This is a genomic window from Halosimplex halophilum, assembly GCF_004698125.1.
GTDB classification, from domain to species: Archaea; Halobacteriota; Halobacteria; order Halobacteriales; family Haloarculaceae; genus Halosimplex; species Halosimplex halophilum.
Genome location: NZ_ML214297.1, coordinates 1877670 through 1902951 on the forward strand (window position 1 = coordinate 1877670; position 25282 = coordinate 1902951).

Annotated in this window: 29 protein-coding genes; 16 read left to right on the top strand and 13 right to left on the bottom strand. The window is 70.3% G+C overall.

Annotated elements, in window-relative coordinates; all coding sequences use genetic code 11:
- Nucleotides 1-32: 32 nt before the first annotated feature.
- Nucleotides 33-338 (bottom strand): hypothetical protein, encoded by a 306-nt coding sequence (locus E3328_RS09460; RefSeq protein WP_135364319.1) that lies wholly within the window; start codon nucleotides 336-338, stop codon nucleotides 33-35.
- Nucleotides 339-667: 329 nt separating this feature from the next.
- Between E3328_RS09460 and E3328_RS09465 the strand changes: the two genes are divergently transcribed.
- Nucleotides 668-2053 carry an adenylosuccinate synthase gene (locus E3328_RS09465; RefSeq protein ID WP_135364320.1) on the top strand — a complete coding sequence of 462 codons (1386 nt, stop codon included), beginning with the start codon at nucleotides 668-670 and terminating at the stop codon, nucleotides 2051-2053.
- 271 nt (nucleotides 2054-2324) lie between these two features.
- Nucleotides 2325-3434 (top strand): glutamate-cysteine ligase family protein, encoded by a 1110-nt coding sequence (locus tag E3328_RS09470; protein ID WP_135364321.1) that lies wholly within the window; start codon nucleotides 2325-2327, stop codon nucleotides 3432-3434.
- Between the two features lie 48 nt (nucleotides 3435-3482).
- On the opposite strand, the gene E3328_RS09475 is transcribed toward E3328_RS09470, so the two are convergent.
- Nucleotides 3483-3662, bottom strand: coding sequence for a hypothetical protein (locus E3328_RS09475; protein WP_135364322.1), 180 nt, complete (start codon nucleotides 3660-3662; stop codon nucleotides 3483-3485).
- Between the two features lie 207 nt (nucleotides 3663-3869).
- Between E3328_RS09475 and E3328_RS09480 the strand changes: the two genes are divergently transcribed.
- Together E3328_RS09480 and E3328_RS09485 are read left to right on the top strand one after the other, a co-directional pair.
- The gene (locus tag E3328_RS09480) at nucleotides 3870-4064 is read left to right on the top strand and encodes a methytransferase partner Trm112 (protein WP_135364323.1); all 195 of its coding nucleotides are present in this window, start codon (nucleotides 3870-3872) and stop codon (nucleotides 4062-4064) included.
- A gap of 50 nt (nucleotides 4065-4114) precedes the next feature.
- On the top strand, nucleotides 4115-4690 hold the full coding sequence (locus tag E3328_RS09485; RefSeq protein ID WP_135364324.1) for a DUF7524 family protein: 576 nt from the start codon (nucleotides 4115-4117) through the stop codon (nucleotides 4688-4690).
- A 29-nt stretch (nucleotides 4691-4719) separates the two neighbouring features.
- Here E3328_RS09485 and E3328_RS09490 read toward each other — a convergent pair whose 3' ends face one another.
- A complete protein-coding gene (locus tag E3328_RS09490) occupies nucleotides 4720-5910 on the bottom strand; it encodes a DR2241 family protein (RefSeq protein WP_135364325.1) in 1191 nt (396 codons plus the stop codon).
- Between the two features lie 236 nt (nucleotides 5911-6146).
- Between E3328_RS09490 and E3328_RS09495 the strand changes: the two genes are divergently transcribed.
- Together E3328_RS09495 and E3328_RS09500 are read left to right on the top strand one after the other, a co-directional pair.
- Nucleotides 6147-7172: a M48 family metalloprotease gene (locus E3328_RS09495; RefSeq protein ID WP_209452150.1), complete on the top strand. Its 1026-nt coding sequence runs from the start codon at nucleotides 6147-6149 to the stop codon at nucleotides 7170-7172.
- On the top strand, nucleotides 7169-8269 hold the full coding sequence (locus E3328_RS09500; protein WP_135364326.1) for an outer membrane protein assembly factor BamB family protein: 1101 nt from the start codon (nucleotides 7169-7171) through the stop codon (nucleotides 8267-8269). The genes E3328_RS09495 and E3328_RS09500 overlap by 4 nt, the downstream gene beginning before the upstream one ends.
- A 20-nt stretch (nucleotides 8270-8289) precedes the next feature.
- On the opposite strand, the gene E3328_RS09505 is transcribed toward E3328_RS09500, so the two are convergent.
- Both E3328_RS09505 and E3328_RS09510 read right to left on the bottom strand, forming a co-directional pair.
- On the bottom strand, nucleotides 8290-8628 hold the full coding sequence (locus E3328_RS09505) for a DUF7521 family protein (RefSeq protein WP_135364327.1): 339 nt from the start codon (nucleotides 8626-8628) through the stop codon (nucleotides 8290-8292).
- Nucleotides 8625-8969 carry an ArsR/SmtB family transcription factor gene (locus E3328_RS09510; RefSeq protein ID WP_167837353.1) on the bottom strand — a complete coding sequence of 115 codons (345 nt, stop codon included), beginning with the start codon at nucleotides 8967-8969 and terminating at the stop codon, nucleotides 8625-8627. Before E3328_RS09510 ends, E3328_RS09505 begins: the two co-directional genes overlap by 4 nt.
- A 103-nt stretch (nucleotides 8970-9072) precedes the next feature.
- On the opposite strand from E3328_RS09510, the gene E3328_RS21940 reads away from it, so the two are divergent.
- A complete protein-coding gene (locus E3328_RS21940) occupies nucleotides 9073-9228 on the top strand; it encodes a hypothetical protein (protein ID WP_167837354.1) in 156 nt (51 codons plus the stop codon).
- Between the two features lie 78 nt (nucleotides 9229-9306).
- Here E3328_RS21940 and E3328_RS09515 read toward each other — a convergent pair whose 3' ends face one another.
- Nucleotides 9307-10182 (bottom strand): CbiX/SirB N-terminal domain-containing protein, encoded by an 876-nt coding sequence (locus E3328_RS09515; RefSeq protein ID WP_135364328.1) that lies wholly within the window; start codon nucleotides 10180-10182, stop codon nucleotides 9307-9309.
- A 121-nt stretch (nucleotides 10183-10303) separates the two neighbouring features.
- On the opposite strand from E3328_RS09515, the gene E3328_RS09520 reads away from it, so the two are divergent.
- The 3 genes from E3328_RS09520 (at nucleotide 10304) to E3328_RS09530 (ending at nucleotide 13051) form a co-directional block, all read left to right on the top strand.
- Nucleotides 10304-10777 carry a DUF7523 family protein gene (locus E3328_RS09520; RefSeq protein ID WP_135364329.1) on the top strand — a complete coding sequence of 158 codons (474 nt, stop codon included), beginning with the start codon at nucleotides 10304-10306 and terminating at the stop codon, nucleotides 10775-10777.
- Between the two features lie 63 nt (nucleotides 10778-10840).
- On the top strand, nucleotides 10841-12325 hold the full coding sequence (cysS, locus tag E3328_RS09525) for a cysteine--tRNA ligase (protein ID WP_135364330.1): 1485 nt from the start codon (nucleotides 10841-10843) through the stop codon (nucleotides 12323-12325).
- Nucleotides 12326-12403: 78 nt separating this feature from the next.
- Nucleotides 12404-13051 carry a DUF6517 family protein gene (locus tag E3328_RS09530; RefSeq protein WP_135364331.1) on the top strand — a complete coding sequence of 216 codons (648 nt, stop codon included), beginning with the start codon at nucleotides 12404-12406 and terminating at the stop codon, nucleotides 13049-13051.
- A 38-nt stretch (nucleotides 13052-13089) separates the two neighbouring features.
- Here E3328_RS09530 and E3328_RS21945 read toward each other — a convergent pair whose 3' ends face one another.
- On the bottom strand, nucleotides 13090-13263 hold the full coding sequence (locus E3328_RS21945) for a hypothetical protein (RefSeq protein ID WP_167837355.1): 174 nt from the start codon (nucleotides 13261-13263) through the stop codon (nucleotides 13090-13092).
- Between the two features lie 146 nt (nucleotides 13264-13409).
- Here E3328_RS21945 and E3328_RS21950 point away from each other — a divergent pair, with 146 nt between their 5' ends.
- Both E3328_RS21950 and corA read left to right on the top strand, forming a co-directional pair.
- Nucleotides 13410-13580, top strand: a complete 171-nt coding sequence (locus tag E3328_RS21950; protein ID WP_167837356.1) for a hypothetical protein — start codon at nucleotides 13410-13412, stop codon at nucleotides 13578-13580.
- On the top strand, nucleotides 13577-14554 hold the full coding sequence (corA, locus tag E3328_RS09535; RefSeq protein WP_135364332.1) for a magnesium/cobalt transporter CorA: 978 nt from the start codon (nucleotides 13577-13579) through the stop codon (nucleotides 14552-14554). Before E3328_RS21950 ends, corA begins: the two co-directional genes overlap by 4 nt.
- A 407-nt stretch (nucleotides 14555-14961) precedes the next feature.
- Here corA and E3328_RS09540 read toward each other — a convergent pair whose 3' ends face one another.
- Nucleotides 14962-16230 (bottom strand): tripartite tricarboxylate transporter permease, encoded by a 1269-nt coding sequence (locus E3328_RS09540; protein ID WP_135364333.1) that lies wholly within the window; start codon nucleotides 16228-16230, stop codon nucleotides 14962-14964.
- Between the two features lie 155 nt (nucleotides 16231-16385).
- Between E3328_RS09540 and E3328_RS09545 the strand changes: the two genes are divergently transcribed.
- Nucleotides 16386-18050: a phospholipase D-like domain-containing protein gene (locus tag E3328_RS09545; protein WP_246022949.1), complete on the top strand. Its 1665-nt coding sequence runs from the start codon at nucleotides 16386-16388 to the stop codon at nucleotides 18048-18050.
- 12 nt (nucleotides 18051-18062) lie between these two features.
- On the opposite strand, the gene E3328_RS09550 is transcribed toward E3328_RS09545, so the two are convergent.
- The 3 genes from E3328_RS09550 to E3328_RS09560 all read right to left on the bottom strand — a co-directional run bounded on the left by E3328_RS09550 (nucleotide 18063) and on the right by E3328_RS09560 (nucleotide 21319).
- Complete coding sequence (locus tag E3328_RS09550; protein ID WP_135364335.1) at nucleotides 18063-19973, bottom strand: Hef-associated nuclease; 1911 nt, start codon at nucleotides 19971-19973, stop codon at nucleotides 18063-18065.
- Nucleotides 19974-20200: 227 nt separating this feature from the next.
- Entirely contained in the window at nucleotides 20201-20488 is a 288-nt protein-coding gene (locus E3328_RS09555) for an amphi-Trp domain-containing protein (RefSeq protein ID WP_135364336.1), read from the bottom strand.
- A 72-nt stretch (nucleotides 20489-20560) separates the two neighbouring features.
- The gene (locus tag E3328_RS09560) at nucleotides 20561-21319 is read right to left on the bottom strand and encodes a creatininase family protein (protein WP_135364337.1); all 759 of its coding nucleotides are present in this window, start codon (nucleotides 21317-21319) and stop codon (nucleotides 20561-20563) included.
- A gap of 318 nt (nucleotides 21320-21637) precedes the next feature.
- Between E3328_RS09560 and E3328_RS09565 the strand changes: the two genes are divergently transcribed.
- From E3328_RS09565 to E3328_RS09575, 3 genes are all read left to right on the top strand, one after another.
- Complete coding sequence (locus E3328_RS09565; RefSeq protein WP_135364338.1) at nucleotides 21638-22186, top strand: JAB/MPN domain protein-containing protein; 549 nt, start codon at nucleotides 21638-21640, stop codon at nucleotides 22184-22186.
- Complete coding sequence (locus E3328_RS09570; protein WP_135364339.1) at nucleotides 22183-22662, top strand: FAD synthase family protein; 480 nt, start codon at nucleotides 22183-22185, stop codon at nucleotides 22660-22662. The genes E3328_RS09565 and E3328_RS09570 overlap by 4 nt, the downstream gene beginning before the upstream one ends.
- A 95-nt stretch (nucleotides 22663-22757) precedes the next feature.
- Nucleotides 22758-23495 (top strand): hypothetical protein, encoded by a 738-nt coding sequence (locus E3328_RS09575; RefSeq protein ID WP_135364340.1) that lies wholly within the window; start codon nucleotides 22758-22760, stop codon nucleotides 23493-23495.
- 87 nt (nucleotides 23496-23582) lie between these two features.
- Here E3328_RS09575 and E3328_RS09580 read toward each other — a convergent pair whose 3' ends face one another.
- Nucleotides 23583-24764: a pyridoxal phosphate-dependent aminotransferase gene (locus E3328_RS09580; protein WP_135364341.1), complete on the bottom strand. Its 1182-nt coding sequence runs from the start codon at nucleotides 24762-24764 to the stop codon at nucleotides 23583-23585.
- 29 nt (nucleotides 24765-24793) lie between these two features.
- Complete coding sequence (ribH, locus tag E3328_RS09585) at nucleotides 24794-25204, bottom strand: 6,7-dimethyl-8-ribityllumazine synthase (RefSeq protein WP_135364342.1); 411 nt, start codon at nucleotides 25202-25204, stop codon at nucleotides 24794-24796.
- Between the last annotated feature and the right edge of the window lie 78 nt (nucleotides 25205-25282).

Sequence of the window (25282 nt, forward strand, 5' to 3'; positions counted from 1 at the left end):
AAAGCGCGGTGCTCGACTGCGGATCCGAAAACTCAGTTCTCGACTTCGGCCGCTTCCTCGATCTTCATGCCCTCGAGCTTCTCGATGATGTGGTCGATCTTGTCGTCCAGGTCCTCGACGAACTCCCCCGTCTGTTCGGTCGTGATGGCCCCCTGGCTCGACGGCTCGATGAGGTTCTCCTCCTCGAGGACGCGCAGCGAGTAGCGAACCTTGTGGTGGGGGTAGCCCGTCTCGTTGGACATCTTCACGATCCCGATCGGCTCGTTCTGGATCACCATCCGCAGAACCTGCAGATGACGCTCCAGCATATCTACTTCCTTCTCAAGCCTGTCTATCATGGCAATTGTTAACTTGTGTTTGAGGGTTTTAAAGGTTGCTGTCGCCCCGGGAATCGACGGAGGGCGAGCGGCCCCGACCGCCGCGTTCTTGCCGAGGGGGCCGCGCGGCCGGCTAACACTTTCGGACTTCCCCGTGGTACCAGTTAACGATTCCGGTCGGGCGGGCGGCCGGGCGGGAAGCGACTCGGCGGTTGACCGGGGCGGACCGCCGGGGGACGGCACGCGGTTCGTCGCCGGACAGCGGGCGAAGCGCCGCCCCGACCGGGCACCCGGCCGGGGCGCGCGCCGGACCGTAATCTGTTTACACCGGCCAGCGGAATCTCGGGTATATGACCGTCACCATCGTCGGTTCGCAGCTCGGCGACGAGGGGAAGGGTGGCATCGTCGACGTCTACGGCGAGGCGGCCGACGTCGTCGTTCGCTACCAGGGCGGCGACAACGCCGGCCACACCGTCGTCCACGAGGGCGAGGAGTACAAGCTCTCGCTCGTGCCGAGCGGCGCGATCCGCGGCAAGGTCAACGTGCTCGGCAACGGCTGCGTCGTCAACCCCCGCACGCTGTTCGACGAACTCGACGCCCTCCGCGAGCGCGGCCTCGACCCCGACGTGCGCGTCGCCCGCCGCGCCCACGTCATCCTCCCGTACCACCGCCTCCTCGACGGCATCGAGGAGGAAGTCAAGAGCGAGGACGACGACGAGATCGGCACCACCGGCCGCGGTATCGGCCCCACCTACGAGGACAAGGCCGGCCGCCGCGGCGTCCGCGTCGGCGACCTGCTCGACCCCGAGGTCCTCCGTGACCGCCTGGAGTACGCCGTCCCGCAGAAGCGGGCCCTCGTCGAGGACGTGTTCGGTCTCGACGTCGACGACCTGGACGACCCCGAGGCGCTGGATATCGAAGCCCTCTACGACGAGTTCGCCGGCTACGGCGAGCGGCTCGCAGAGGAGGACATGACCGTCAACGCCGGCGACTTCCTTGCCGACCGGCTGGCCGCCGGCGACAACGTGATGTTCGAGGGCGCGCAGGGCACGATCCTCGACATCGACCACGGCAACTACCCGTTCGTCACCTCCTCGACCCCGACGGCGGGCGGCGCCGCGGTCGGCTCCGGCGTCGCCCCGAGCGCCGTCGGCGGCGGCGAGGTCGTCGGCATCGTCAAGGCCTACCTCTCGCGGGTCGGCAGCGGCCCGATGCCGACGGAACTCGGCGGCGTCCCCGGCGACACCCCGGGCTACGACGGCGACCCCGAGAACCCCGAAACGGAACGCGAGGAACTCGCGACCTACATCCGCGAGGAGGGCGGCGAGTACGGCACCGTCACCGGCCGCCCGCGGCGGGTCGGCTGGCTCGACGTGCCGATGCTGCGCCACGCCGCCCGCGTCAACGGGTTCACCGGCCTGGCCGTCAACCACATCGACACCCTCGCCGGGCTCGACGAGGTGAAGGTCGGCCACGCCTACCGGCTCGACGGCGAGGAGCTGCACACCATGCCCGCCACGACCGAGCGGTGGGCCGACTGCGAGGCCGAGTTCCGCACGTTCGACGGCTGGGAGGACTGCGACTGGGCCGAGGTCGCCGAGGAAGGCTACGACGCGCTGCCCGGGAACGCGAAGACCTACCTCGCGTACCTCGAGGACGAACTCGACGCCGACGTGTACGCCGTCGGCGTCGGCCCCGGCCGCTCGGAGACCGTCGTCCGCGAGTACCCCTTCTGAATCGCCGCGATATCCCCTTCTGAATCGCCGCGATATCCCCTTCTGAATCGCCGCGATATCCCTTTCTGAACCGGGCTGTCCGGTCGTTTCCGCCGTCGGACACCGGCTCGTGCCCTCCAGCCGCGGCCGTGTCCGGTGCAATATTTTCCGCCGCGCGAAAGCTACTTGTCCCGGTGCCCGTGTATGAGTGTGTGTAGCAAACACACGCGAAGTCCGGTTGCGGTGGTGGGCGTCCGGCCAGTGGCGAACCACGGGGTCACACGAGGACACAGTGCCAGCACACGACTCACCGATACGGCGGAGCGTCGAGGTCGAGTACTGGGTGATAGACGAACGGGGGCGGCTGACGGAACCGGGGACGCTGGTCGACGCGTCGCCCGGCGCCGAGCGGGAGTTCGTCGAGCCGCTGCTGGAGGTCAAGACGACACCGTGCGAGACGACGGCGGCGCTACGCGGCGAACTCACCGAGCGCGTGGCGGCGGTCCTCGACCGCGCCGACGAGGTCGACAAGCGGCTCGTCCCGCTCGCGACGCCGGTCCACGCCGAGGAGGTCGCCGAACTCCCGTCGGCTCGCACGCGCGTCCAGAACGAGGTCGTCGGGTCGGACTTCGAGTACGTCCGCCACTGCGCGGGCACGCACGTCCACGTCGAGCAACAGCCCGGGGTCGCGGTCGACCAGCACAACGCCTTCGTCGCGCTCGACCCGGCGCTGGCGCTGGTCAACGCCTCGCCGTACTTCCGGGGCCAGCGCCTCGCCGCGGGCGCCCGCTCGAAGCTCTACCGCTGGATGGCCTACGACGACATCCCCCACCAGGGGCGGCTGTGGCCGTACGTCGACGACCGCGAGGAGTACACCCGGCGGCTGGAGCGGCGCTACGAGGACTTCGAGACGGCGGCCATGGACGCGGGCGTCGCCCGCCGGGCGGTCGCGAAACACTTCGACCCCGAGAGCGCCGTCTGGACGCCGGTCCAGTTCCGCGAGGCGTTCTCGACCGTCGAGTGGCGCTCGCCCGACGCCGCGCTCCCGAGCGACGCGGTCCGGCTCGCCGACCGCCTCGCCGCGCTGGTCGGCCGGCTGGACGAGGTCGAGGTCCGGATCGAGGGCGACCGCGGCCGGATCGGTCACGACGAGGTCGTCCTCCCGGAGTTCGACGCCGTCATCGGCTACGTCAACGACGCGATCCGGGACGGGCTGGCCTCCTCGTCGGTCCGGTCGTACCTCGACCGGATGGGCTTCGACGTGTCCGCCTACGACCCCGTGTCCCACGAGATCGACGGCCGGGCGACCGTCTCCCCCGCCGAGGCCCGCGACATCCGGCTGGAGCACGCCGACCGGCTCGCCGCCGACGTTCGCCGCGCCGGACCGCTCGTCGGCGACTGACCGCGCCGGGCCGCTCGGCGGGACTGACCGCGCCGCCGCCAGGGCCGCCTACGAGTGATGGTGGACCCAGTCGGCGAACTCGACGAACGACGAGGCGCCACAGCCGCCGCAGGCGTCCGGCGGTTCGAAGCTGTGGCTCCCGCCGGACTCGCGGATCGGGACCCCGGCGTGGACGACCAGACACCGCTCGCAGACGTACCGCTTGGGCTCTTCGGGCGTGTGCGCCATGGGGGCGCTACCGGCGCGTGCGCGGTAGCGCTGTTGCCGGCGCCTCCCGGGTGGTCAGTCGCCGGCGTCTCCGGGCGGCCGCCCGGCGGCGGGGCCGCGGGTCGCGCCCGAGGGACCGGCTCGCGTGCCGTTCCCGCCGTCGCGCGGTTCGACGGGGATCCGCACCCGTCCGGCACGCTTTTTTGCTCGCCGTCCGGAGACCCGGGCATGAAGGAGGACCTGCTGGACATCGTCTGCTGTCCGCTGGACAAACACGACCTCGAGCTCGACGCGACCGAGCGCGAGGACGGCGAGATCATCTCGGGGACGCTCACCTGCACCGACTGCGGCGAGGTCTACCCCATCGAGGACGGCATCCCGAACCTGCTGCCGCCGGACATGCGCGAGGAGGCGCCGGCCTGAGCGGCGGACGGCCCTGAACCTTTTTCTACCGGCCGCGCCGACTCGGAGACGTGCCAGGCGATACGCTGCCCGTCCACGTCAACCGGGACTCGCTCCACGCGCTGGAGGTGCCCGACGCCTTCGAGACGGACGGGTCGTTCGACATCGGCGTGGTCAACCACGGCGGGTCGGTCCACGTCCACCTCCACCTCGACGACGACCTCTCGGAGATCGCGACCGTCGAGGCCAGCAACCACTTCGTCGACGGGGAGAGTCAGCGGGCGGTCCACGTCAGCGTCGAGGGGGCCGGCGAGGCGACCGGGACGCTGAAGATCGCCTCCGCCTACGGCGCCGAGACCCGCTACGTCACCGTCCGGATCACCGAACCCGAGGAGGAGGAGTCCACCGTCGAGGTCGACGAGTCCCTCTCGGAACCCCAGCCCCGCGAGCCCGACGACGGCGGCGACGGCGGGTCCGCGACCGTCGCCGCCAGCCCGCAGCTGGTCGTCGTCGGCCTCGGCGTCGCCGCGCTGGCCGTCGCCGCGGCGCTGGTCGTGTTCGTCGACGACGTCGTCGTCCTCGCCGGCGCGGTCGTCGTGCTGGTCGGCGTCCTCGTCGCCGGCTACATCGCGCTGGCCGGCGAGTGACCCGGTGACCCGGGGCGCCCAGCCCAGGTCTACTCGCTCGCTTCCTCGTCTTCCTCCCGCTCGTCGGCCGACTCCGCCCCGTCACCGCTTTCGGCGTCGGCGTTCGCGTCTTCTGCCTCTTCCTCGTCAGGCCCGGTCGGGGTACCCGAGAGGTTGCCCTCGTCGTCGAAGCGCTTGGCGCGGAGGAATCGCGCGCGGTAGCGGTTGGCGTCGTCGCGCACGTCGGCCTCGCGGATCTCGTCGGCGCGGCCGTCCGCGACCGCGTCGATTATCGCCTCGACCTGCTCCTTCTCGCTGGGCGTGAGCTCGAACTCGTAGGTGCGGGACTGCTCGCCCTCCAGTTTCGTCCACCGCCGGGCGGCGGAGATGACGAGCGAGCAGGGCTCGCGGCAGGGGAACTCGCCGTCGCCGCCGTCCACGTCGAGGTCGGTCTCCTCGTCGTACTGCCACTCCCGGCGCTTGAGACACTGCGAGTCGACGCAGCAGGCCTCGGCGACCCACTCGACGTGCTCGTGGCCCTCCCCGCGGTCCCAGGTGCTGACGACGCCGTAGATGCCGGTCTGGCGGTCGACCGTCTCGCGCCAGTGGGACACGTCGAGGTCGCCCGCCCGTTCGCGGTGCCAGTTGGCGACCGTCGCGGGGTAGAAGTACTCGACGGCGGTGACCAGGTCGGCCGCGTCCAGGTCGGGAAAGTGCCAGCCCGTCCGCAGCGTGGGCGCGGTCTTGAGCGGTCGGTAGCGCTCGCGGTCGTCGTGTTTCGCCAGGTCGCGGGCGTCCAGCGGGTCGTCGTGGTCGTCGAGGTCGGCGGGGTCGGCGTCGGCGTCGTCGACGTGCCGGAGGTCGTAGCGGCGGGTGCCTGTCTCGTCGACGGCCGCGGTGATCCGCAGCTGGCCCCACTCGCGGGTGAGGCCCGCGTCGAGCGCGTCGTAGCGGTCGGGGACCCGCTCGTCGTCGGCGCGTTCGAGCCAGCGGAGGAAGGCCCACCGCTCGTCGGCCTGCGGGGCCTCGGCGTGCCAGAAGTACCAGTTGGTGACGTGGGCGGCGTAGTCGGCGGCGGCGTCGGCCAGGTCCTCGTCGTGGACGACCCGCTTCGACCCCTCGTCGGTGGCGAGGACGTACCCCTCGCCCTCCCGCTCGGCCGCGAACCCGTCGAACTCGATGCCGTCCGCGGCGGCCTCGGCGACCGCCGCCACCTGCGCCGGGTCCACCTGCGCGTTCATACCCGAGGCGAGGGACCGCGCCCGAATAAAGCCCTCCGTCTGCGCCGACTGGCCGGGGTCGCCCCCCTGGTCGGCTCCCGGTCGACACGCCGGCGCGGCGACCGCCCAGCGACCCCCCACCGGAAAACGTATGCCGACCTCGGTCCGATCGGTCGAGATATGCCACACCGCCCTCCCCGACGCGCCGGACGCGTCCCTCCACGCGCCGTTCGACGACGCCGGACGAGGTGATCCCCGTGGAGTGGGAACCCGACCGCGGACTCCGCGCCCGGATGGCCCTCGGGCTGGCCCTCGTGGCCGTCCTGCCCGTCGCCTTCGTCTACGCGTTCGTCTTCGCGGCCAACACCGTCGGCGTCGAACTGCTCGCCTGGGCGACCGACGACCCGTGGAACGGCCGCTTCTACGTGAACCCCGTCCTGGTCGTCGGGGCCGTCGCCGTCGGCTTCGCCGCGCAGTTCGCCTTCGGGGACTCGGTGGCGCTGCGCTCGGTCGACGCCCGCCGCGTCGACCGCGAGGACTACCCCGATCTAGTCGCCCGCGTCGACCGCCTCGCGCAGGTTGCCGGGGCGCCTGCGCCCGACGTGGCGGTGAGCCGCTCCGCCGTCCCCAACGCCTTCGCGATCGGCGCCCGCCCCTCGAAGGCGACAGTCGTCGTCACCGAGGGCCTGCTCGACGCGCTGGACGACGACGAACTGGACGCCGTGCTGGCCCACGAGATCGCCCACGTCCGCAACCGCGACGTGGCCGTGATGTCCCTCTCGTATTTCCTCCCGTCGCTGACCTACCTCGTCGCTATCGCCGCGTTCTACGTGCTCAAGGGCGTCTTCTACGTCGGCGGCGGCCTCGACGACGTGGACGGCGACGGCGCGAAGGGCGTGCTCGTCGTCGTCGTCGTGCTGGTCGTCAGCGCCCTGGTGACGCTGACCGTCTCGGCGCTGTTCTGGCTGGCGAGTTTCCTCCTGTTCCGCGTGCTCTCGCAGTACCGCGAGCACGCCGCCGACCGCGGCGCGGCGGCGATCACCGGCGACCCCGCGGCACTGGCCTCGGCGCTCCGTGTCGTCGACGACGAGATGAGCGACGCGCCGGACCGGGACCTCCGCGAGATCGACGGCGGGCTCGAAGCCCTCTACGTCGCCCCGGTCGACACCTACCAGTTCGGCGACGACCGGGAACTGCTCTCCAGCGACCTCTTCCCCGCCACGCATCCCGCCACCGAGGAGCGGATCGAGCGGCTGGGGGAGATGGTGGAGGAGCGAGCGTGACCTCGCGGCGACGCTTTCTCCGGGACGCCGGCGTGACGGCCGCGCTCGGCCTCGGTGGAGCCCTCGCGGGCTGTGGCTACCGACCGGGCGGCGGGGACATCCGGTGGCGTGAGGACTTCCGAACCGGGTTCTACGGGGACGACCCGGTCGGCGTCGCCGGCGGCGTCCTCTACGGGGTCACGCCGTCGTCCAGGACCTACGACTTCGAAGCGGAAGAGTGGGTGACCCGCAGCAGCGTCACCGGGTACGATACCGCCGACGGAAGCCGACGGTTGAACCGGGAGTTCGACCCCGACATCACGGCGTCCGCGCTCGGCGACGGGACGCTAGCGGTCGCGTTCGCCGACGGGAGCGTCGCGAGCCTCGCGGCGGAGGGGGTACAGTGGCGGGGTCCCGTCGACGGCCAGGTCCGCGCGGTGGCGGGCGCTCCGGGCCGGGTCTACGCGGTGACGGCCGACGGGCGCCTCGTCGCCACCGCCGGCGGGTCGCGCGAGTGGACGGTCGACCTTCCGGGCGCGGACGGCGAAACCGACAGCGACGGGGACCGTCGACCGGCCACCTTCGTCGCTGCCAGCGAGGACCACGTCCTCGCCGCGACCGGGAACGGGGCGGCGGGTTTCGCCCCCGACGGTCGCCGGCTGTGGCGACGACGGGACCTGGAACCGCCGGAGGGGGCGGCCTTCGTCGACGGGCGGGTACACGTCTGGTGGAGTCTGGATCTGGTCGCCCTCGATCCGTCGACGGGCGACCCCCGCTGGACGCTCCCGGGGCTGGTCGAGTCAGTGGCCATCGCGGGGAGCGGCGGGTATCGGGTCGGTCACGGCGAGCTCGTCGCGTTCGACGCCGACGGCGAGCGCCGCTGGACCCGCGACAGCGACACCCGGTACGAGGACCGCTACGGCGGCGGGGTCGCTGCCGACGCCGACGGCGTGTACGCGACGCGCGACGGCGACCTCGTCGCCCACGACCCCGCGGACGGGAGCGTCCGCTGGGTCGTCGAGGCGGAGGTCGAACACGGGCCCTACCTCGTCGACGGCGGCGTTCTCGTCGCCGTCGACGGGGAACTCGTCTGTCACCATCGGGCGTCGACCGCCTGAAGCGACTGCCCCGTCCGCCGTCACCGGCGGGGGGTCCACAGCCCGTAGAGGATACAGCAGAGGCCGACGATGGTCGCCAGGTCGGCCGCCAGCGCGAACGCGGTGCGGACCGTCGACCGCAGCCCGGGGGCGAACGTCGCGGCCGAATCGAGGACGGCGAACCCGCCGAACAGGACGCCGGGCGTCCAGAACGCGACGAGAAAGCCCGCGGCGACGAACAGCATCGGGAGGCTCTCGTTGCGGCGGTACCCGCGGTAGGCGACGTAGCCGACGGCGAATCCCAGGACGGCGATCAGGGCGGTCGTGATCCCCGGGATCAGACCGCTCGCCGTCGTCGCGAAGTGCAGCGGTGCGGTCATCCTATGTCCTCCACGAACTCGGTGAAGCGGTCGGCCATCCGTCCGGTGCGGCTGAGCCGTATCTCGAAGCCCTCGTCGGTGAGGTCGACGACGGCGCGGTCGAGCGTCGCGGTGTACACCTTGTAGTGGTGGCCGTCGTCGTCGACGCGGGTCCGTTCGGCGACCAGGTCCTGCTCGCGCAGCGTCTCCAGCCGGCGGTAGACGGTCGGCCCGGACACCGAGCAGCGCTCGGCGAGCTCCGCCGCCGAGAGCGGTTCGGCGGCCGTGGCCTCGAGGATCGTCCGCGCGCAGTCGTCGCCGAGCAGCGAAGCCACGGTGTCGATGTCGGTGTCCTCATCCACACGTGTCCACCGTCCTCCCGGAGTGTCAAGCCAGTGGCTCGACTTCATCCAGTGAAGCCGTGGCTACCACCTTAACTGGTTCGGCGCGGTAGGGCCGAGTGCAATGGTCGCAATCGACGAAACCACGCTCGGCCTCGCGTTCGCCGTCCTCGGCGTCGTGTTCTCGATCGCGTGGCTCGCGCTCGGGCTGTACGGTATCAACTCCCTCCGGGAGATCCGCGCGGCGCTCGCCGACGACGACGCCGAGGCCGACGGTTAGTAGCCGCCCCGGACGCATCGCCCTCCAGCCACCGCCCCGCCGGCGGTCACCCGCCGGGCAGTCCGACGGTCGGCGACATCAGTCGTCGGCAGGCTCGGCGCTGCCGGTCTCGGCCCGCACGCGCTCGACGGCGTCGGCCACGTCGGCGCCGGCGTCGGCGGCCCGTTCGAGCACCACGTCGGCCATCAGCGGCTCGGTCCCCACGGCCCCGGAGTACCAGATCCGGTGGCCGTCCACCTCGGCGGGGGTGTCCCAGCCCTCGCGGTAGTCGTCGGTCAGCCCCATGTCCTCGGGGATGTCCTCCTGAGTGTGGTAGCCGTCCGCGATGAACAGCGGGACGACCACGATGTCGTCGCTGTCGAAGAAGTCCGTCACGTCGTCGACCTCGGGGTCCTCGTCCATGAACAGCGCCTCCACCTCGTCGAAGCGGTCCATCTCCGCGATGCGGTCGGCGTGGTACTCGATGGCCTTCGCGGAGTTCTCGTTGCGCTCGGTGCCGTGGCCGACGACGGCGAGGCCGAAGCCCTCGCCCACGTCGGGGTCGCCGGTCACCGACTCCGCGCGGCGGACGATCACGTCGCTCATCGCCTCGTGGGTGCCGACCGGGCCGCAGTAGTGGACCGTCTTGTCCACGTCCGCCGCTTCGAGCGTCGCGTGCGTGGCGCTGGTGCCGTCCGAGTCCCAGGCCTCGGGGTCCCAGTCGTCGAGGCGCAGTTCGCGGGGGATGACCTCCTCGGTGAAGTAGCCCTCCGAGACGAACAGGGGGACGACGTACACCTCGTCGCTCTCGACGGTCCGCAGGACCTCGCGGAAGGACGGTTCCTCCTTCCAGAAGCCCTCCCGGACCTCGTCGAAGGCGGCGGTCGCGCGGATCGTGTCGGCGTGGTCGAACGTCGGGGTGCTCGAATCCGCGTTCAGGTGCGACCCGTGGGCGACGATGACGAGCGCTTCCATGCCCACCGGTACGGACGAATCCCCCAAAGGGGTGTCGTTGGCCGTCGCCGACGGCCCCGCCGGAGCGGCGGGTCTCGACCCCACCCAGGGATTTTTCGCGCCCGGCGTCCATCCGGCGGGTATGACACTCGCCGCGGACACCCGCGAGGCCGTCCGGCGCCACCCGTTCCTGTACGACGCGCTCCGGGCCGGCGTGGTCAACTACACCGCCGCCGCCCGCTTTCTGGATGTCGAGGGCGAGACCGACGCGGTGGTCGCCGCGCTCCGCCGGTTCGCCGACGACCTCCCCGACTACGGGCGTCCGGGGGACGCCCCGCCGGTGAGCATGGAGAGCGGCCTCGGCGAGGGCGACCCCGCCGACGCCGTCCTCGCGGTGGGCGACCTCGCTCTAGTCCCCGACGAAGGGCCGCTCACGGCGATCACCGCCGGCGGCGCGGCCGACGCCGAGGCGCTCCGGCAGGTGCTCGGTCGGCTGGCGACCGCCGGGGTGGCCGTGGAGGCGGCCGCCGTCGGCGGCGGGTCGCTGGTCGTGGTCGTCGGCCGCCGCGACGGCGCGGACGCGGTGCGGGCGGTCGAGGACGCGCTGGCGGCGTAGGACCGTGCCACCGTTCGACGCCCATCCGCCACCTTGAAACGCCGGGCCGCGTAGACTCGGGTAATGACGCTCCAGCTCTCGAACACGCTCACGGGCGAGCGGGAGGACTTCGAGCCGGTCGACGACGACGCGGTCACCCTCTATCTCTGCGGCCTGACGACCTCGGACCCGGCCCACGTCGGCCACGCCCGGACGTGGACCCACACCGACGTGGTCCACCGGTGGCTGGAGTACCTGGGCTACGACGTGCGCCACGTCGAGAACTTCACCGACGTCAACGAGAAGATCGTCGCCCGCGTCGGCGAAGTGGGGGAGGACGAAGCCGAGGTCGCCCGCCACTACACCGAGTCGTTCATCGAGGACATGCGGGCGCTCAACCTCAAGCGCGCCGACGTGTACCCCCGCGTCTCCGAGCACATCGACGAGATCGTCGCGATGGTCGAGACGCTGGTCGAGGAGGGATACGCCTACGAGTCCAACGGGTCGGTCTACTTCGACGTGACCGCCGACGACGACTACGGGAAGCTCTCGAACCAGGACCTCGACGAGTCCGAGGTCCAGGGCGACGAGGACGAACTCGCCGAGAAGCGCAACCCCGCCGACTTCGCGCTGTGGAAGGCCGGCGGCGTCGACCCCGCGGAGATAGCGGAGCACCAGCACGAGGGCGCGGCGCCCGCCGAGGAGGCCGCCCAGCAGGCACAGACGTGGGACTCGCCGTGGGGCGAGGGCCGGCCGGGCTGGCACATCGAGTGCTCGGCGATGTCGACGACCCACCTCGGCGAGACCTTCGACATCCACGTCGCGGGGTCGGATCTGGTCTTCCCGCACAACGAAAACGAGATCGCACAGAGCGAGTGCGCGACGGGCCAGGAGTTCTCGAAGTACTGGCTGCACACCGGGATGGTCCAGGTGGCCGACGAGAAGATGTCCTCGAGCCTGCAGAACTTCACGACCGCGCGGGCGGCCATCGAGGAGTTCGGCGTCGACGTACTCCGGACGTTCTTCGTCTCGACCGTCTATTCGGCGGACCCGACCTTCTCCGAGGAGACGCTGGCCGAGGCCGAGGAACGGTGGGAACGGCTCGAACGCGGCTACGAGCGGGCCGTCGAGGCGGCCGACAGCGTCGACGCCTACGCCAACGCCGCCGACCCGGCCCTGCGGGAGGCCGTCGAGTCGGCCCGCGCCGACTTCGAGTCGGCGATGAACGACGACCTCAACACCCGCGAGGCGATGGCCGCCCTGCTCGAGCTGGCCTCGGCGGTCAACGCCCACGTCGACGACCGCGACCGTTACGACTTCCCGGGCCTCAAGCGGGCCATCGACGCCTTCGAGGAGCTCGGCGGCGACGTGTTCGGCCTCTCGTTCGGCGGGTCCGACGGCGGCGAGGTGCGGGTCGCCGAGGACCTGGTCGAACTCGTGCTCGACCTGCGCGAGCGGGAACGCGAGGCGGGCAACTACGAGCGCGCCGACGAACTGCGCGACCGGCTCGACGACATCGGCGTCGCGGTCGAAGACGGCGACGACGGGCCGACCTACCGCTTCGAGTGACACGGGCGTCGGCCGCGGTCGGGCGCTGGCGCGGGCCGCGCCGGCGGGTTTATCCCTCGTCGCGATAACGTCGGTGACATGATACGGTCACGCGAGGCGGGTATCGGCGTCGCGCTCGTCGTCCTGCTGGCGACGGCCGGCTGCATCGGCTTTCTCACCGGGAGCGAACCGCTCGGGTTCGCCGCGAACGCGACGGAGGTCGACGACGCGACGCTGGAGGAGACGGGCTACCAGCTGGCGGCCAGCGGCTCGCCCAACAGCACGCACAACGTCTCGGCCGCGGGCCAGACCAGACAGGTGGTCGTCTCCAGCGAACTCCGGCGGTACAACCGCACCGTCGAGCTGGCCGAGGGCGTCGAGGGCGACTTCGCGCGGGTGACCGTCTTCACCTCGCCCGCCGCGTCGGTCGCGGGCACGTCGGTCAACCCCATCGGCTCGCTCTCGAACGAACGGCTCGTCCGCCGGTTCGTGGGCGCCTCGTCCGGACTGTCGGACGTGCAGTTCCAGTCCAACCGGTCGGTCGAGTTCCTCGGCGAGTCGCGGACGGTCTCCGAGTACACCGCCACCCAGCGGATGGGCGGCGTGGAGACGAACGCGACGATCCACCTCGCGACGGTCGAACACGACGGCGACTTCGTGACCGTCGTGGCCGTCCACCCGGAGGCGGTCGACGAGCGCTCGCGGGTCGACACGCTGCTGGCCGGACTCCGCCATCCGCCGGCCTGACCGCCGACCCGGCGGGCCGCTCGTCCGCGCGGGCCCGCCTATCCGCCGCCGCCGGCGACGCCGCTGCCGATCGCGGCGCCGCAGTCGGCGCAGCCGACCACGTAGAACCGCTTGGAGGAGCGGAATATCCCGGCCATCTTCGCGTCCATGTCGACGAACTCCACGTCCTCCTTGTCGGCGAGTTCCGTCTCGCATTCGGGGCAGTGGACCATGCGCACCCCGACTCCCGGTGCCGGTAAGTGTCTTGTCCCGCCGGAGAGGTCCCCCGCGGTCGCACCCGGCATCGCGGGCGACTGACGGCGAACGGGCGCCCGCGGTCGGCATACGCTTTTGTCGCTCGCGGCCATCGGAGAGGGACATGAGAGCGGCGCTCCCGATCGGACTCGCGCTCACCGCGGTCGGGACCGTCGGGTACGCGGTGGGGGTCGCCGCGCCCTACCCCGGGCGGTCGCTGTCGGTGACCGCCGTGATGGTGGGCGTCACGCTCGCGGCCATCGGCCGGTCGAAGCCGCCGGAGGGGGAGCCGTGACGGCCGCGCTCGTCTACCGCGCCGACGAGGTCACGGAGTACGACGACCTCGCCGCGGCCCGCGCCGCCGACGGGACGACCTGGGTCCACGCCGCGGGCGCCGACCGCGCCGAGATGGACCGGGTCGCCGAGGCCTTCGACATCCACCCGCTGTCCGTTGAGGACGTGTGCAAGGGCGTCCGGCCCAAGACCGAGGAGTACGACGACTACACGCTCGTCGTCGTCAAGCGCGCCACCCTCCGCGGCGGCGAGACCACCTTCGACGAGGAGATCCGGGACGTGCCCGTCGGCGTCTTCGTCGGCGACGACTGGCTGGTCACGCTCTCCCCCGGCCCGGTCGATCCGGTCGACAGGGTTCGGCAGGCCGTCCGCTCGGGCGACGAACGGCTCCTCCACCGGGGGGCCGACTTCACGGCCTACCGCGTCGTCGACGTGGTCGTCGACGAGTACTTCGAACTGCTCGACGAGATCGAGGACGACATCGAGGCCGTCGAGGAGGCCGTCACCACCTCGACCGACATCGAGACGCTCGAAGCCATCAACAGCGTCCGCCGGGAACTGCTCTCCTTTCGCAAGCTCGCCTGGCCCACCCGCGAGGCCGTCGGCGTCCTCGCCCGGGGCGACCCCGCCCAGGTCGACGAGGAGACGGAGAAGTACTTCCGGGACGTGTACGACCACCTCGTCCAGCTAGTCGACCTGACCGAGACCTACCGCGACCTGGCCTCCGGCGCGCGGGACATCTACCTCAACACCCTCTCCCAGTCCACCAACGAGGTGATGAAGGTGCTCACGGTCGTCGCGACCATCTTCATCCCGCTCACCTTCGTCGTCGGCGTCTACGGCATGAACTTCGCCGACAGCCCCTACAACATGCCCGAGCTCGCCTGGCCCTACGCCTACCCCGCCGTCATGGTCGGAATGCTGCTGGTCGCCCTCGTCATGCTCTCCTATTTCCGCGGCCAGGATTACATCTGAGCCTTTGCGACGGTCCGCCGTGGCGCGCGCTATCGCGCGCTCTCGTGCGCGCGACCGTAGCCGCGCGAGGTCTTCGTGAACTGTGTGAACGAAGGCTCGTCGGAGCGTGCTCCGACGGTGGATTCGCGACTCGCGTGTCGCGAATCGGCTGGGGAGGCTCGTGGCCGTCTGCGGTGCTGTGCGGGGCGGTCTGCGGTGCGGTCCTGGCGGACTGAAAGGGCGAGGCGCGCTCGCGCCGGGAGTCGGCTGAGCGACCCCTACCCGAAGCGGCCGCGAGGCCGCGAGGGTATGTCGCTCAGCGACCGCGAGCGGGCCGAGGGCTTTCACCGCTTGCTGTCGGCTCTGATAGCGATCACTGCTGGAGAGCGAACGGCGCGCTCACCCCCGTATGATCACGAATCACCCACTCAAACACCCAGAATCAACGGAACCAACAACACACCCATCAGCGAGGCTCGGCGAGCGCCGAACTTCACGGGGACCAGGCCGACGACCGTCGACGCCGCGAACACGCCGACGCCGAGCGGGCCGGTCAACACGGCGATCACGACCACGACGAGACACAGCACGCTCACAGAGAGCCGCGTGTAGTCGGCCTGACCCACGAGTCGCAGATACCCGTCACCCAGCGTCACCACGAGGACGAACCCGCAGGCCGCGGCAGCGAGGACGCTCCCGAGCAACAGCGGCAGGTCCAGCGGCACGCCGGCCTCGTCCATCGCGACCATGACGCCGGTCCGGGGCGTCCCGAGGGCGATCAGCGCCAGCAGTGCGAAAATAGTATTCGCGGTGTTCACGCCGCTGGTCGTGACGATAAACCCGCGCGCACCGTCGGGTTCGCGCTCCGCGCCGATCCCGCCACCGCCGGGAACGGCGAGCAACGCGACCGTCGCGGCGATGGCGCTGGACACGCCCGGGACGTACCCGACCACCGCGCCGGAGAGGGTCCCCGCGAGCGCGAACCCCGCGACAGTACGGGGAGCGGTCGTCACCGCGGGGTCGTCCTGCGGGGGGACGCCCTCGCCGGTCAGCGCGTCCAGCAGGACCGGCGCGCCGAACAGCCCGGTGAAGATGGGCGCGAGCATCCCGCCGGAGTCGACGAGCCCGCCCGGGGGCAGGTCCAGCGCGACCGCGCCGAGCCCGCCGCTGGCCGCGACCGACAGCGCCGCACCCACTCGCCCGAGGTTCGTCGACTCCGTGGCGACCAGCAGCACGACGACACCGGCCAGCAGGAGCGAGAGGTGCGCCCGCAGCGTCGGGTAGGCCGCGGTCATCGCCCGGGTCATCGGGATCGCGAGGGGGACCGCGAGCACGACCGCGCCGGCGCTCCCCAGCGCGGACAGCCGGAGCGCCTCGCGACCCCGGCCGGCCAGGACCAGTCGATGGCCGGGCAGCGCCGAGCTGGCCATCGCCGGGTCCGGCACGCCCAGCGCGAGCGCCGGCACCACGTCGAGGAACGTGTGGACGGTTCCGGCGGCCAGCATCGCCGCGCCGACGTACCGGACCGGCCCCGGAACCGCGGGCGCGACCCCGGCGAGCAGCAGCGCGAACGTGTTGGCGTGGATCCCCGGCGTCAGCCCGCTGACGGTCCCCAGGGCGACCCCGCCGGCCACGAACCCGCAGAACAGCAGCGTCGCCGACGGGTCGACGGCCAGCCCGGGGCCCAGTTGGTCCATCGCGCCGGAGTGGTCCCGGGATGGCAGATAAACTCTGGGTGGCCGGGTCGGTCGCCCCTCGTCTTCGCCGGTATCGAACCTCACCGACCGCCCCGGAACCGAACCCCACCGGCCGGTCCGGAGGTTTATGTCGGAGAGCGGGACCAGCGACTCGCGTGTCCAGAGTAGCCCGGCTCGCGGCGGTCTGTCTGCTGGTCGCGGGAGCGGTCGGTCCGGCGGTCGGTGCGGTCGCCGACCCCGGAACGCCGTCGAACGTGACGGACGCGACCCGGCCGACGGAGCCGCGGATCGCGGCGGTCTACCCGAACCCCGTCGCCGACGGCGACCGCGGCGAGTTCGTCGTGATCGACGCCCCAAACGGGACGGATATCGGCGATTACCGGCTCTCCGACGGCGACGGCGAACTCGTCCTCCCGAACCGGACAGTCGGCGGTCGCGTCGCCGTCACGACCGCCCCCCGGGCGGTCCGGAACCTCACCCGTCGCCCGGTCGTCGCGGCGAACGGGAGCGTCGCGCTGGCCAACGGCGGGGAGCGACTCCGGCTCCGGCGCGGCAACGCGACCGTCGCGCGTGCCCGATACCGCGAGGCGCCCGAGGGGAAGATCGCCCGGTTCGACGACCGCGGCGCGGTCGCGTGGCGACCGCTCGGACGGACGGACCGGTCGGTCGTCACCGCGACCGGAGGAACCGCGCGGGCGTTCACGCTCCCCGACGCGCCGGGCGTCCCGCTCGACGTGCTTCGCAGTGCCAACAGCCGGATCCTGCTGGCGGGCTACACGTTCACCTCCGGGCGCGTCGCGCGGGCGCTCGAACGGGCGGCCCGTCGCGGCGTCGACGTGCGCGTCCTCCTCGACGCCGAGCCGGTCGACGGGATCACCGGCCGACAGGCCCGGCTGCTCGACTCGCTCGCCGACGCCGGCGCCACCGTCGAACTCCTCGGCGGTCCCCACGGCCGCTACGCGTTCCACCACCCGAAGTACGCCGTCGCGGACGGCCGCGCGGTCGTGCTGACGGAGAATTGGAAACCAGCGGGGACCGGCGGCCACGCCAGCCGCGGCTGGGGCGCGGTCGTCTCACAGCCCCGGATCGTCGAGGGGCTCGCCGAGACCTTCCGCGCCGACGCCGACTGGCGGGGCGCCCGCCCGTGGTCGCAGGTCCGGCGCGGCCGCTCGTTCGACCGGGCGGGGGTCGCGAACGGTTCGTATCCCAGCCACCGCTCGCCCGAGACGGTGCCCGTGAATCGCACCCGGTTGTTCGTCGCCCCGGACAACGCGGGCCCGGCGGTCACCGCCGCGCTCGCCGGCGCCGACGGGTCCATCGACGTGATCCAGATGAGCGTCGACGGGCGAGACCAGCGCTTCCTCCGCGAGACGCTCCGGGCCGCCCGCCGCGGCGTCGACGTGCGAATCCTGCTGAGCGGCGCGTGGTACGTCGAGGAAGAGAACCGCCGGCTGGTCGAACACCTCCGCGGCGTGGCCGAGCGCGAGGGCCTGCCCCTCGCCGCGAAGCTCGCCGAACCCGGGGGCGACTTCGAGAAGATCCACGCGAAGGGGGTCGTGATCGACGGCGACCAGGTGCTCGTCGGCAGCCTCAACTGGAACGGCGAGTCGGTCCGGAGCAACCGGGAGGTCGTCCTCTCGCTCGAAGGCGAGGCGGTCGGCGAGTACTACCAGGCGGCCTTCGCCGCCGACTGGGACGGCGGAGGGAGCGGGCCGTCGCTCCCGGTCGGGATCGCCGCGGGCGTCGGCGGCTGCGCGCTGCTCGCGATACTGGTCGCCCGCCGGATCGACTTCGGGGAGAACGTGGGCGTCGGCGGCTGACGAAACGGGAACTCAGTCCTCGGCGAACGCGGCGGAACTGCCGAGTTCCTCGTCGATCTCGGCGTCGGCCATCTTCTCGACCAGCGCGTCGATGACGGTCTCGCGCATGCCGCGGACGAACTTGATCGAGCCGACGACGAGGTGGCCGCCGCCGCTGACGCCGCCGCCGTCGACCTCGGCTTTCAGCTCCTCGACCATCGTCGGGATGTCCAGCCGGACGCCGTCGGAACGGAGGACGGCGAAATCCGGACCGTAACCGATGGTGATGACGGGGTCGCCCGTCTCGGCGACCTTTGAGTCGTGGATCTTGCCGGTCGTCTTCCCGGGCGCGGGGTAGGTGAACCGGTGGGCGTGGTTCTCCACGTCGATGCGGTAGAGGTGGGCGTCGTTGTCGAGCCGCTCGTGTTCCACGTGGGGCATCGCGGCGTCGAGCTGGCGCTCCACGTCGCGCTCGGCCCGCGTCGCGAGGAACGAGACGAGCTCGCGGTGGCGCTCCTCGTCGTCGCAGTCGACGTTGAGCGCGTCGGTGACGAGCTGGCCGCCGTCGTCGTACTTGAGCCAGAAGGTGGCGTAGTCCAGCGCCTCGCCAACGTCGCGGAGCTCGACCTCGTCGTAGCCCTGCTCGCGGGCGAGTTCGAGGTAGTCGTCCATCGCCTCGGCCTCCGAACGGTCCGAGAGGCCGGCGACCGCGGGGACGTGTCGGAGGTCGTCCGTGATCGACGGGTCGATCATCCGCGCGAGTTCGACGCACATCATGCCCGTCGTGATCCGGTAGTCCTCGTCGTGGAGGTAGGGGTTGACGTGCTCGTCGAGCAGGTCGCCGACGGCGTCGGGGTCGGGGTGGTGGTGGTCGACGACGACGATGGGCACGTCGTAGTGGGCGAGGTTGCGGTAGGCCGGGGTGTCTTCCTCGGTCGACCCGTTGTCGAGCATCAGCAGGAGCGGGAGCCGCTGGCCGTGGCGTTCGCGGTCCTCCAGGGCGAAGTTCAGGTCGCGGGTCACGTCCTCCATCTCGTAGTAGGGCGCCTTGCTCGGCAGGCGCTTGAGGAGGTGCTGGGCGGCGTCGGGGTCCTCGTAGGTGTCCGCGATGAACCGCTCCAGGGCCACCTGCATCGGGACGCTCGCGCAGATGCCGTCGCCGTCGGCGTGGTGGCGCATCCGGATGGGACGGCCCTCCAGAATCTCCCGGCGGAGCCGCTCGGCGACCGCGCGCAGGTCGTCGCGCAGTTTCTCGAAGGCGTCCCACTCGACGAGCGGCTCGGGGTCGTGGGGTTCGGCGAGGTCGTCCAGTTCGGCGTCCTGTTCGGCGCGGACGCTCTCGGCGTCGTCGCCGTCGAGCACCTGCAGGTCGTCGATCTCGACCTGGACGGCACCCTCGCGGGTCTCGACGTAGCCGTCGACGCGGACCACGTCGTCCAGTCGCACGTCCTCGTAGGCGCGGACACCGGCCTCCTCGAAGGCCGTGCAGGGGGCGATGCCGGTCGCGTCGCGGACCTGGAAGACGGTCGGGCCGCCGGTCTGTTTGATCTGGACGACGACGCCCTCCAGCGTGACCGACTCGCCGACGACATCGCCGAGGTCGGCGACGGCGTGGCTGTCGCGGGTGATCTCTTCGACCTCGTAGTCGGGCAGGTCGACCTCGTCGAAGGCCAGGTCGCCGTTCTCCCGCACTTCTTCGAGTTCGACGACGAGTTCGTCGCCGACCTCGTACGTCCCGAGGAGGTTCGAGGCGTGGACCAGCCCGGACACGTCGTCCGAGAGGTCGACGAAGACGCCGTACTCGACGACGCCGTTGACTTCAGCGAGGTACAGCTCGCCCTCGGAGACGTACTCGAAGTCGCAGTTCGAATCGAGGTCGTAGACGGTCGTCCCACCGTCGGGGACGGCGACGCCGGAATCCCCGGCGTCAGGTACAGGAGTCATTTGTACTCGATACCGCTCCGCCCGCAGTTTAACCTTCGGAAACACATCGGCGCCCATCTTTCCCCTTGGGGGTACCTACAGGTGCGCTTCGCGCGTCGAGGACACTCCCGATCGAAAACAGAGGAAAAAGCGGGACGTGAATATAGACCGTCACGAAACAGGTCACGAAGCGGTTGATTTCAGGTTCACTGGGAACGAATCATCTGCTGAGTAGACGTGCGAAGTGACTACTCGATTTCCAGTTTGCCACTTCCGCTAGCCTCCCCATCGGCGTTCTCGTCCCATTCGAGTTCGAACTCGACACTTAATTCAGTCATATTGCCAGCCGGGCCTTCGCGTTCAGCTTTGACCTCGAAGGTTGGTCGGGCAGGGGGAGTCAGTGTGACAGACTCGGAGCCCGCTTTTAGGCTGATCGCGTTCCCGCTGTCGAGATTATCCGCAACTTTCCGAAGGTACGCTGCAATCTCTTCTCGACTCTGGTTGCCTTCCGATTTGAACAGGACTTCTTCAGGCATACTGTACGATACGCTACCTGCACCGATAAGTGAATCCCCATATTACTCGTTCAACCCCGGTGGAGTCAACGTCTAGACTGAACGACGTTCATTCACAATGTGATCAACGTAGGTGTCAACCACGTTCTGAATGATGGTTTCGCCGGCTTCAGCGGTTGCCTCAGCCGGATCGCCAAGCACACCGTTTCGGGTGATCGTTTTGAACCCCTCGCTCAGAAGGCGAGCGGTAGAAATCTCTCCTTCAGGGCCGGATTCGATGTTCTCCAGCCTGACGAGATTCTCATTCACCGCTAACACCACTGCCGTCTCGGCTGCGCCAGCGTGAATCACATCTTGATCGTAGTCGATTCCCGCCTCGCTGAGGCCATCATTCAGTAACTGCATATGCTCGTCGAGATCAGCGAGGGGAATCACGGTGGCATCGATTTCTCGGGCGACATCAGGTGCAACAGCCCTGATCGGGCCGAAATTCCCTCCGTGTGTCGGGACTAAGACGATATGTTCGAAGCCGTGTTCATCGAGCGAGCGACAGTATCCCCGAACTACATTCATCAGTGTTTCGGGCGGGACAGTAATCGTTCCCGGGAACTCCATATGATGCCCCGAGCAGCCGGGCCGGATCGTTGGCGCAGCAAGGGCATCCCCCAGATTCTCTGCGATTCGCCGCGAGAGCTCATCACCGTCGAGTGTGTCCATGTTCAACGGGAGATGTGGGCCATGCTGTTCGATCGAACCGACCGAGACGATCACCGTCCGTGTTCCGTTTTCGAGCGCCGATTCGACTTCTGGCCATACCATCTCCTCAAGGAGTATTGACCTGCGAGAAGGCATGCAGTTGGCGATGCTCCCGCATAGTTTAAAAATCCTGTCACACAAAAGATGGGGATGCGGACAGCTTCAGGCGTAGCCGTGACTACGTCACCTGTAGTTAGCATCCGGCGCCGCAGGCGCCGGTTCTTCCGCTGGAGCGGGGCGAAGCCCCGCGGAAGCGGCCTTCCTCGTGAGCGACGCGATCGAGGGCTCGTCAGAGCTTGCTCTGACGGTGTTTTCACCCATGTTTTTGGCGGAGGGGTGGGCGCGGTTTGCCCACCCCTCCGCGAAAAAGATGGTTTGGAAAGCCTTGTTACGCGGGCTACCCGAGACGTAGGCATGGGACTGTTCCGCTCGGGCGAGGTGGTCGGCATCGCCGAGGCGGCGCTGGAGTTCGCGCTGGAGGCCTCGGAGGACGCCCACCCCGACGAGTACATGGGGTTTCTGCGCGGCGAGGACGCCCGGAAGTTCGACCTCGACTACGAGGGCACCGTCCTGACGGACATCCTCGTCATCCCGGGGACCGAGTCGAACCCCGTCAGCGCCACCGTCGACTCCAGCATGATCCCCAACAGCTCCCGGGCGGCGGGGTCGATCCACTCCCACCCCAACGGCGTGCTCCGCCCGAGCGACGCCGACCTCCAGACGTTCGGCAAGGGGAAGGTCCACATCATCGTCGGCGCGCCCTACGGGCGGTCGGACTGGCAGGCGTTCGACCGCGAGGGCGAGCCCGTCGACCTGCCGGTACTCGATATCGAGATGCCCGAGGACGAGTTCTTCGACTTCTCCCAGGAGGACATCGACGCCGAGCTCATGGAGGAGCGCGACTACGGGGCCGAGGGGACGGACTTCCGCTCGGAGCCCGACGACGAGTGGGGCGAGCGATGACCGAGGGGCGAGCCGACGACGAACCGGACGACCGGCGACCGCCCGGTGACGACCGCCTCGTCGTCGCCCAGGGCACCTTCGACATCCTCCACCCCGGCCACCTCCACTACCTCCGGGACGCGAAGGCGATGGGCGACCGGCTGGTCGTCATCGTCGCCCGCTCGACGAACGTGACCCACAAGGAACCGCCGGTGGTCCCCGGCCCGCAACGCCGGGAGATGGTCGCCGGGCTGGCCCCGGTCGACGAGGCGCGGCTGGGCCACCCCGAGGACATCTTCGCGCCCATCGAGGAGCTCGACCCGGCCGTGATCGCCCTGGGCTACGACCAGCACCACGACGAAGAGGGGGTCCGCGCCGCGCTGGCCGAGCGCGGCATCGACTGCGAGGTCCGCCGCGCGAGCGCCTACGAACCCGACTACGAGGGGTTGCTCTCCTCCGGCCGGATCGTCGACCGCATCCTCGACGAACGCGGGTAGTCGCCGGTTTCGCACCGTCGAACGCACGCCCCGAGGTGTCGGCAGATTGTGTAATCAACGCAGGATTTAATCCACAGCGGCGCGCCTCGGGGGGTATGCAACGGGTCACGGTGGAGGACGTGCCGTCGCGGGCGTATCGGGGGTTGGAACTGTTCCTGCTGGGGCCGACGGTCCTCTCGGCGCTGTTCGGCATCGGGATCATCGTCGTAGGGGTGTTGAGCCTGGGGTCGAGTTCCGGCGGCGCCGCGGGAACGGGCGCGGCGGGAGCCGCGGGAACGGGTGCCTCGGCGGGTGCGACCGGCGCCGGCTTCACGGCGTTTCTGGGCGGGATGGCGATCGTCTGGCTGCTCGCCATCGTCTTGGGGCTGCTGTCGATCGTCGCCGTTCCGCTCTTCCTGTACCTCGACGCCTCGAAGGTCGCCGACCAGGACCTGGAGTGGGAGCCCAGCCCCGGCCTGTACGTCGTGCTCGGCTTCTTCGTCAGCGGGCTGGCCGTGTTGCACTACCTCTACAAGCGCCACGAGTACGTCGTCGACTGGGTCGGCTCGGAGACGTGGTGGTACGTCGCGATGGCCGGCGCCGCGCTCGGCGTCGTCGGCGTGGTCGGCGCCGCCCTCAACCCCATCATGCTCGGCGTCGCGATGCTGGGCCTCCCGCTGTTCGTCGTCGGCATCTACCGGGACGCCACGTTCGTCCGGCTCAACAGCGAGTGGCGGCCCAACCCGGTGAACCACTTCCTGATCGGACTGCTCTCGGCGGTCCTCGTCGTCCCCGGCGTGCTCTACTTCGGGTACTTCGCCTACAAGCGACACAGCCACGTCGGGCTGGTCTGAGCGGGAACACCCAGATTTGCGGCGACGGTATCGGCTTTAGCAGTCGTCTCCGAGCGCGAGACGAAGAACCGGGACGGGCGAGTGCCGCTACAGCAGGTCGTGCTCGGCGAGGCGTTCGACGCCCTCGCGGAGGCGGTCCTCGTCGTTGGCGTAGGCCAGGCGGACCCACCCCGGCGTCCCGAACGCGCTGCCCGGCACGGTCGCGACGTGGGCCGTCTCGATGGCCTCCTCGGCCCAGGCCACGTCCTGTGGCTGGTCGCCGTCGCCGTCGATCCGGCTGTCGGCGACGGGCAGCATCAGGTAGAACGCGCCGTCGGGGGTGGGAACGTCCTTGCCGTGTTCTTCGAACAGGTCGACGAGCATGTCCCGGCGGTCCTCGAACGCCGAGCGCATCTCCTCGACGGCCTCGTCGGTGTTCCGCAGGGCCTCGACGCCCGCGTGCTGGACGAAGTTGACCGCGCAGGTCACCGAGTGGCCGTGGATCTTGCCGGCCTGGTCGACGACCGACTCGGGCGCGGCGTAGTAGCCCAGCCGCCAGCCCGTCATCGCGTAGGCCTTCGAGAAGCCGTTGAGCGTGATCGTGCGCTCGGCCATGCCGTCGAGCGTGCCGATACTGGTGGCCTCGACGCCGTCATAGGTGATCTCCTTGTAGATCTCGTCGGAGATCACCGTCACGTCGTGCTCGACGGCGATGTCGCGGACGCCCTCCAGCGCCTCGTCGGAGTAGACGGCGCCGTGGGGGTTGCCCGGCGAGTTGACGACGAGGATCTCCGTGTCGTCGGAGACGGCCTCGGCCAGGTCGTCCAGCGCGGGTTCGAGCTGGAAGTCGTACTGTGCGGTGTCGACGCGGTTCAGCGAGCCGTCCGAGAGCTTCACCATCGCCTCGTAGGAGACCCACGCGGGGTCCACGAGGGCGACCTCGTCGCCGTCGTCGATCAGCGTCTGGAAGACCTCGAACAGGCCCTGCTTGCCGCCCGGCGTGACGACGATGTTCTCGGTCCCGTACTGGGAGAGGCCGTCGCCGTGGAGCTTGTCGACGATGGCCTCCCTGAGCTCGGGGATGCCGTTCGAGGGAGTGTAGCCGGTGTGGCCGGCGTCCATCGCCGCCTTGCCGGCTTCCTTGACGTTCTCGGGGGTGTCGAAGTCGACGATGTCGCCGACCGAGAGGTCGACGACGTCGACGCCTTCGGCCTCCAGTTCGGAGGCCTTGTTGCTGATCGCGACGGTCGCGCTCGGTTCGATCCGTTCGACGCGTGCTGCGAAGTCCATGGTTGTGTCTGTAGTTGTCCGCGGTGTGGTCACGGGAGCTGTTCGACGAGGTCGACGGCGCTGTCGACGACGGTCGCCCCGTAGTCGGTGCGGGCCTTCGCCTCGGCCGTGCTCATGCCGGGGCCGATGATCCCGAAGGTGACCGGGGTGTCCCGGTCGAGGCTCACGTCGGTCAGCCCCCGAGCGGCGGCGTCGGCGATGACCTCGTCGTGGTCGGTGTCGCCCTCGACGATGGCGCCGATGACGGCCACGGCGTCGATGTCGTCGCGGCGGGCCAGCCGGTCGGCGGCCAGCGGCGTGTCGTAGGAGCCGGGCACCTCGACGGTCGCGGCGACCTCGGCGTCGCGCTCGCTGGCGGCCTCGCGAGCCGCCGCCTCCATCCCGTCGATGACGGTCCCCTCCTTGTCGAACTGGGCGACCACCAGACCGAGCTGTACCATACGCGGGGCGAAGCGAGCGCGCATAAAAGAACTACCGAACCCGCCCCGACACGGGCGCCAGCGCGCCGCGCGACACTC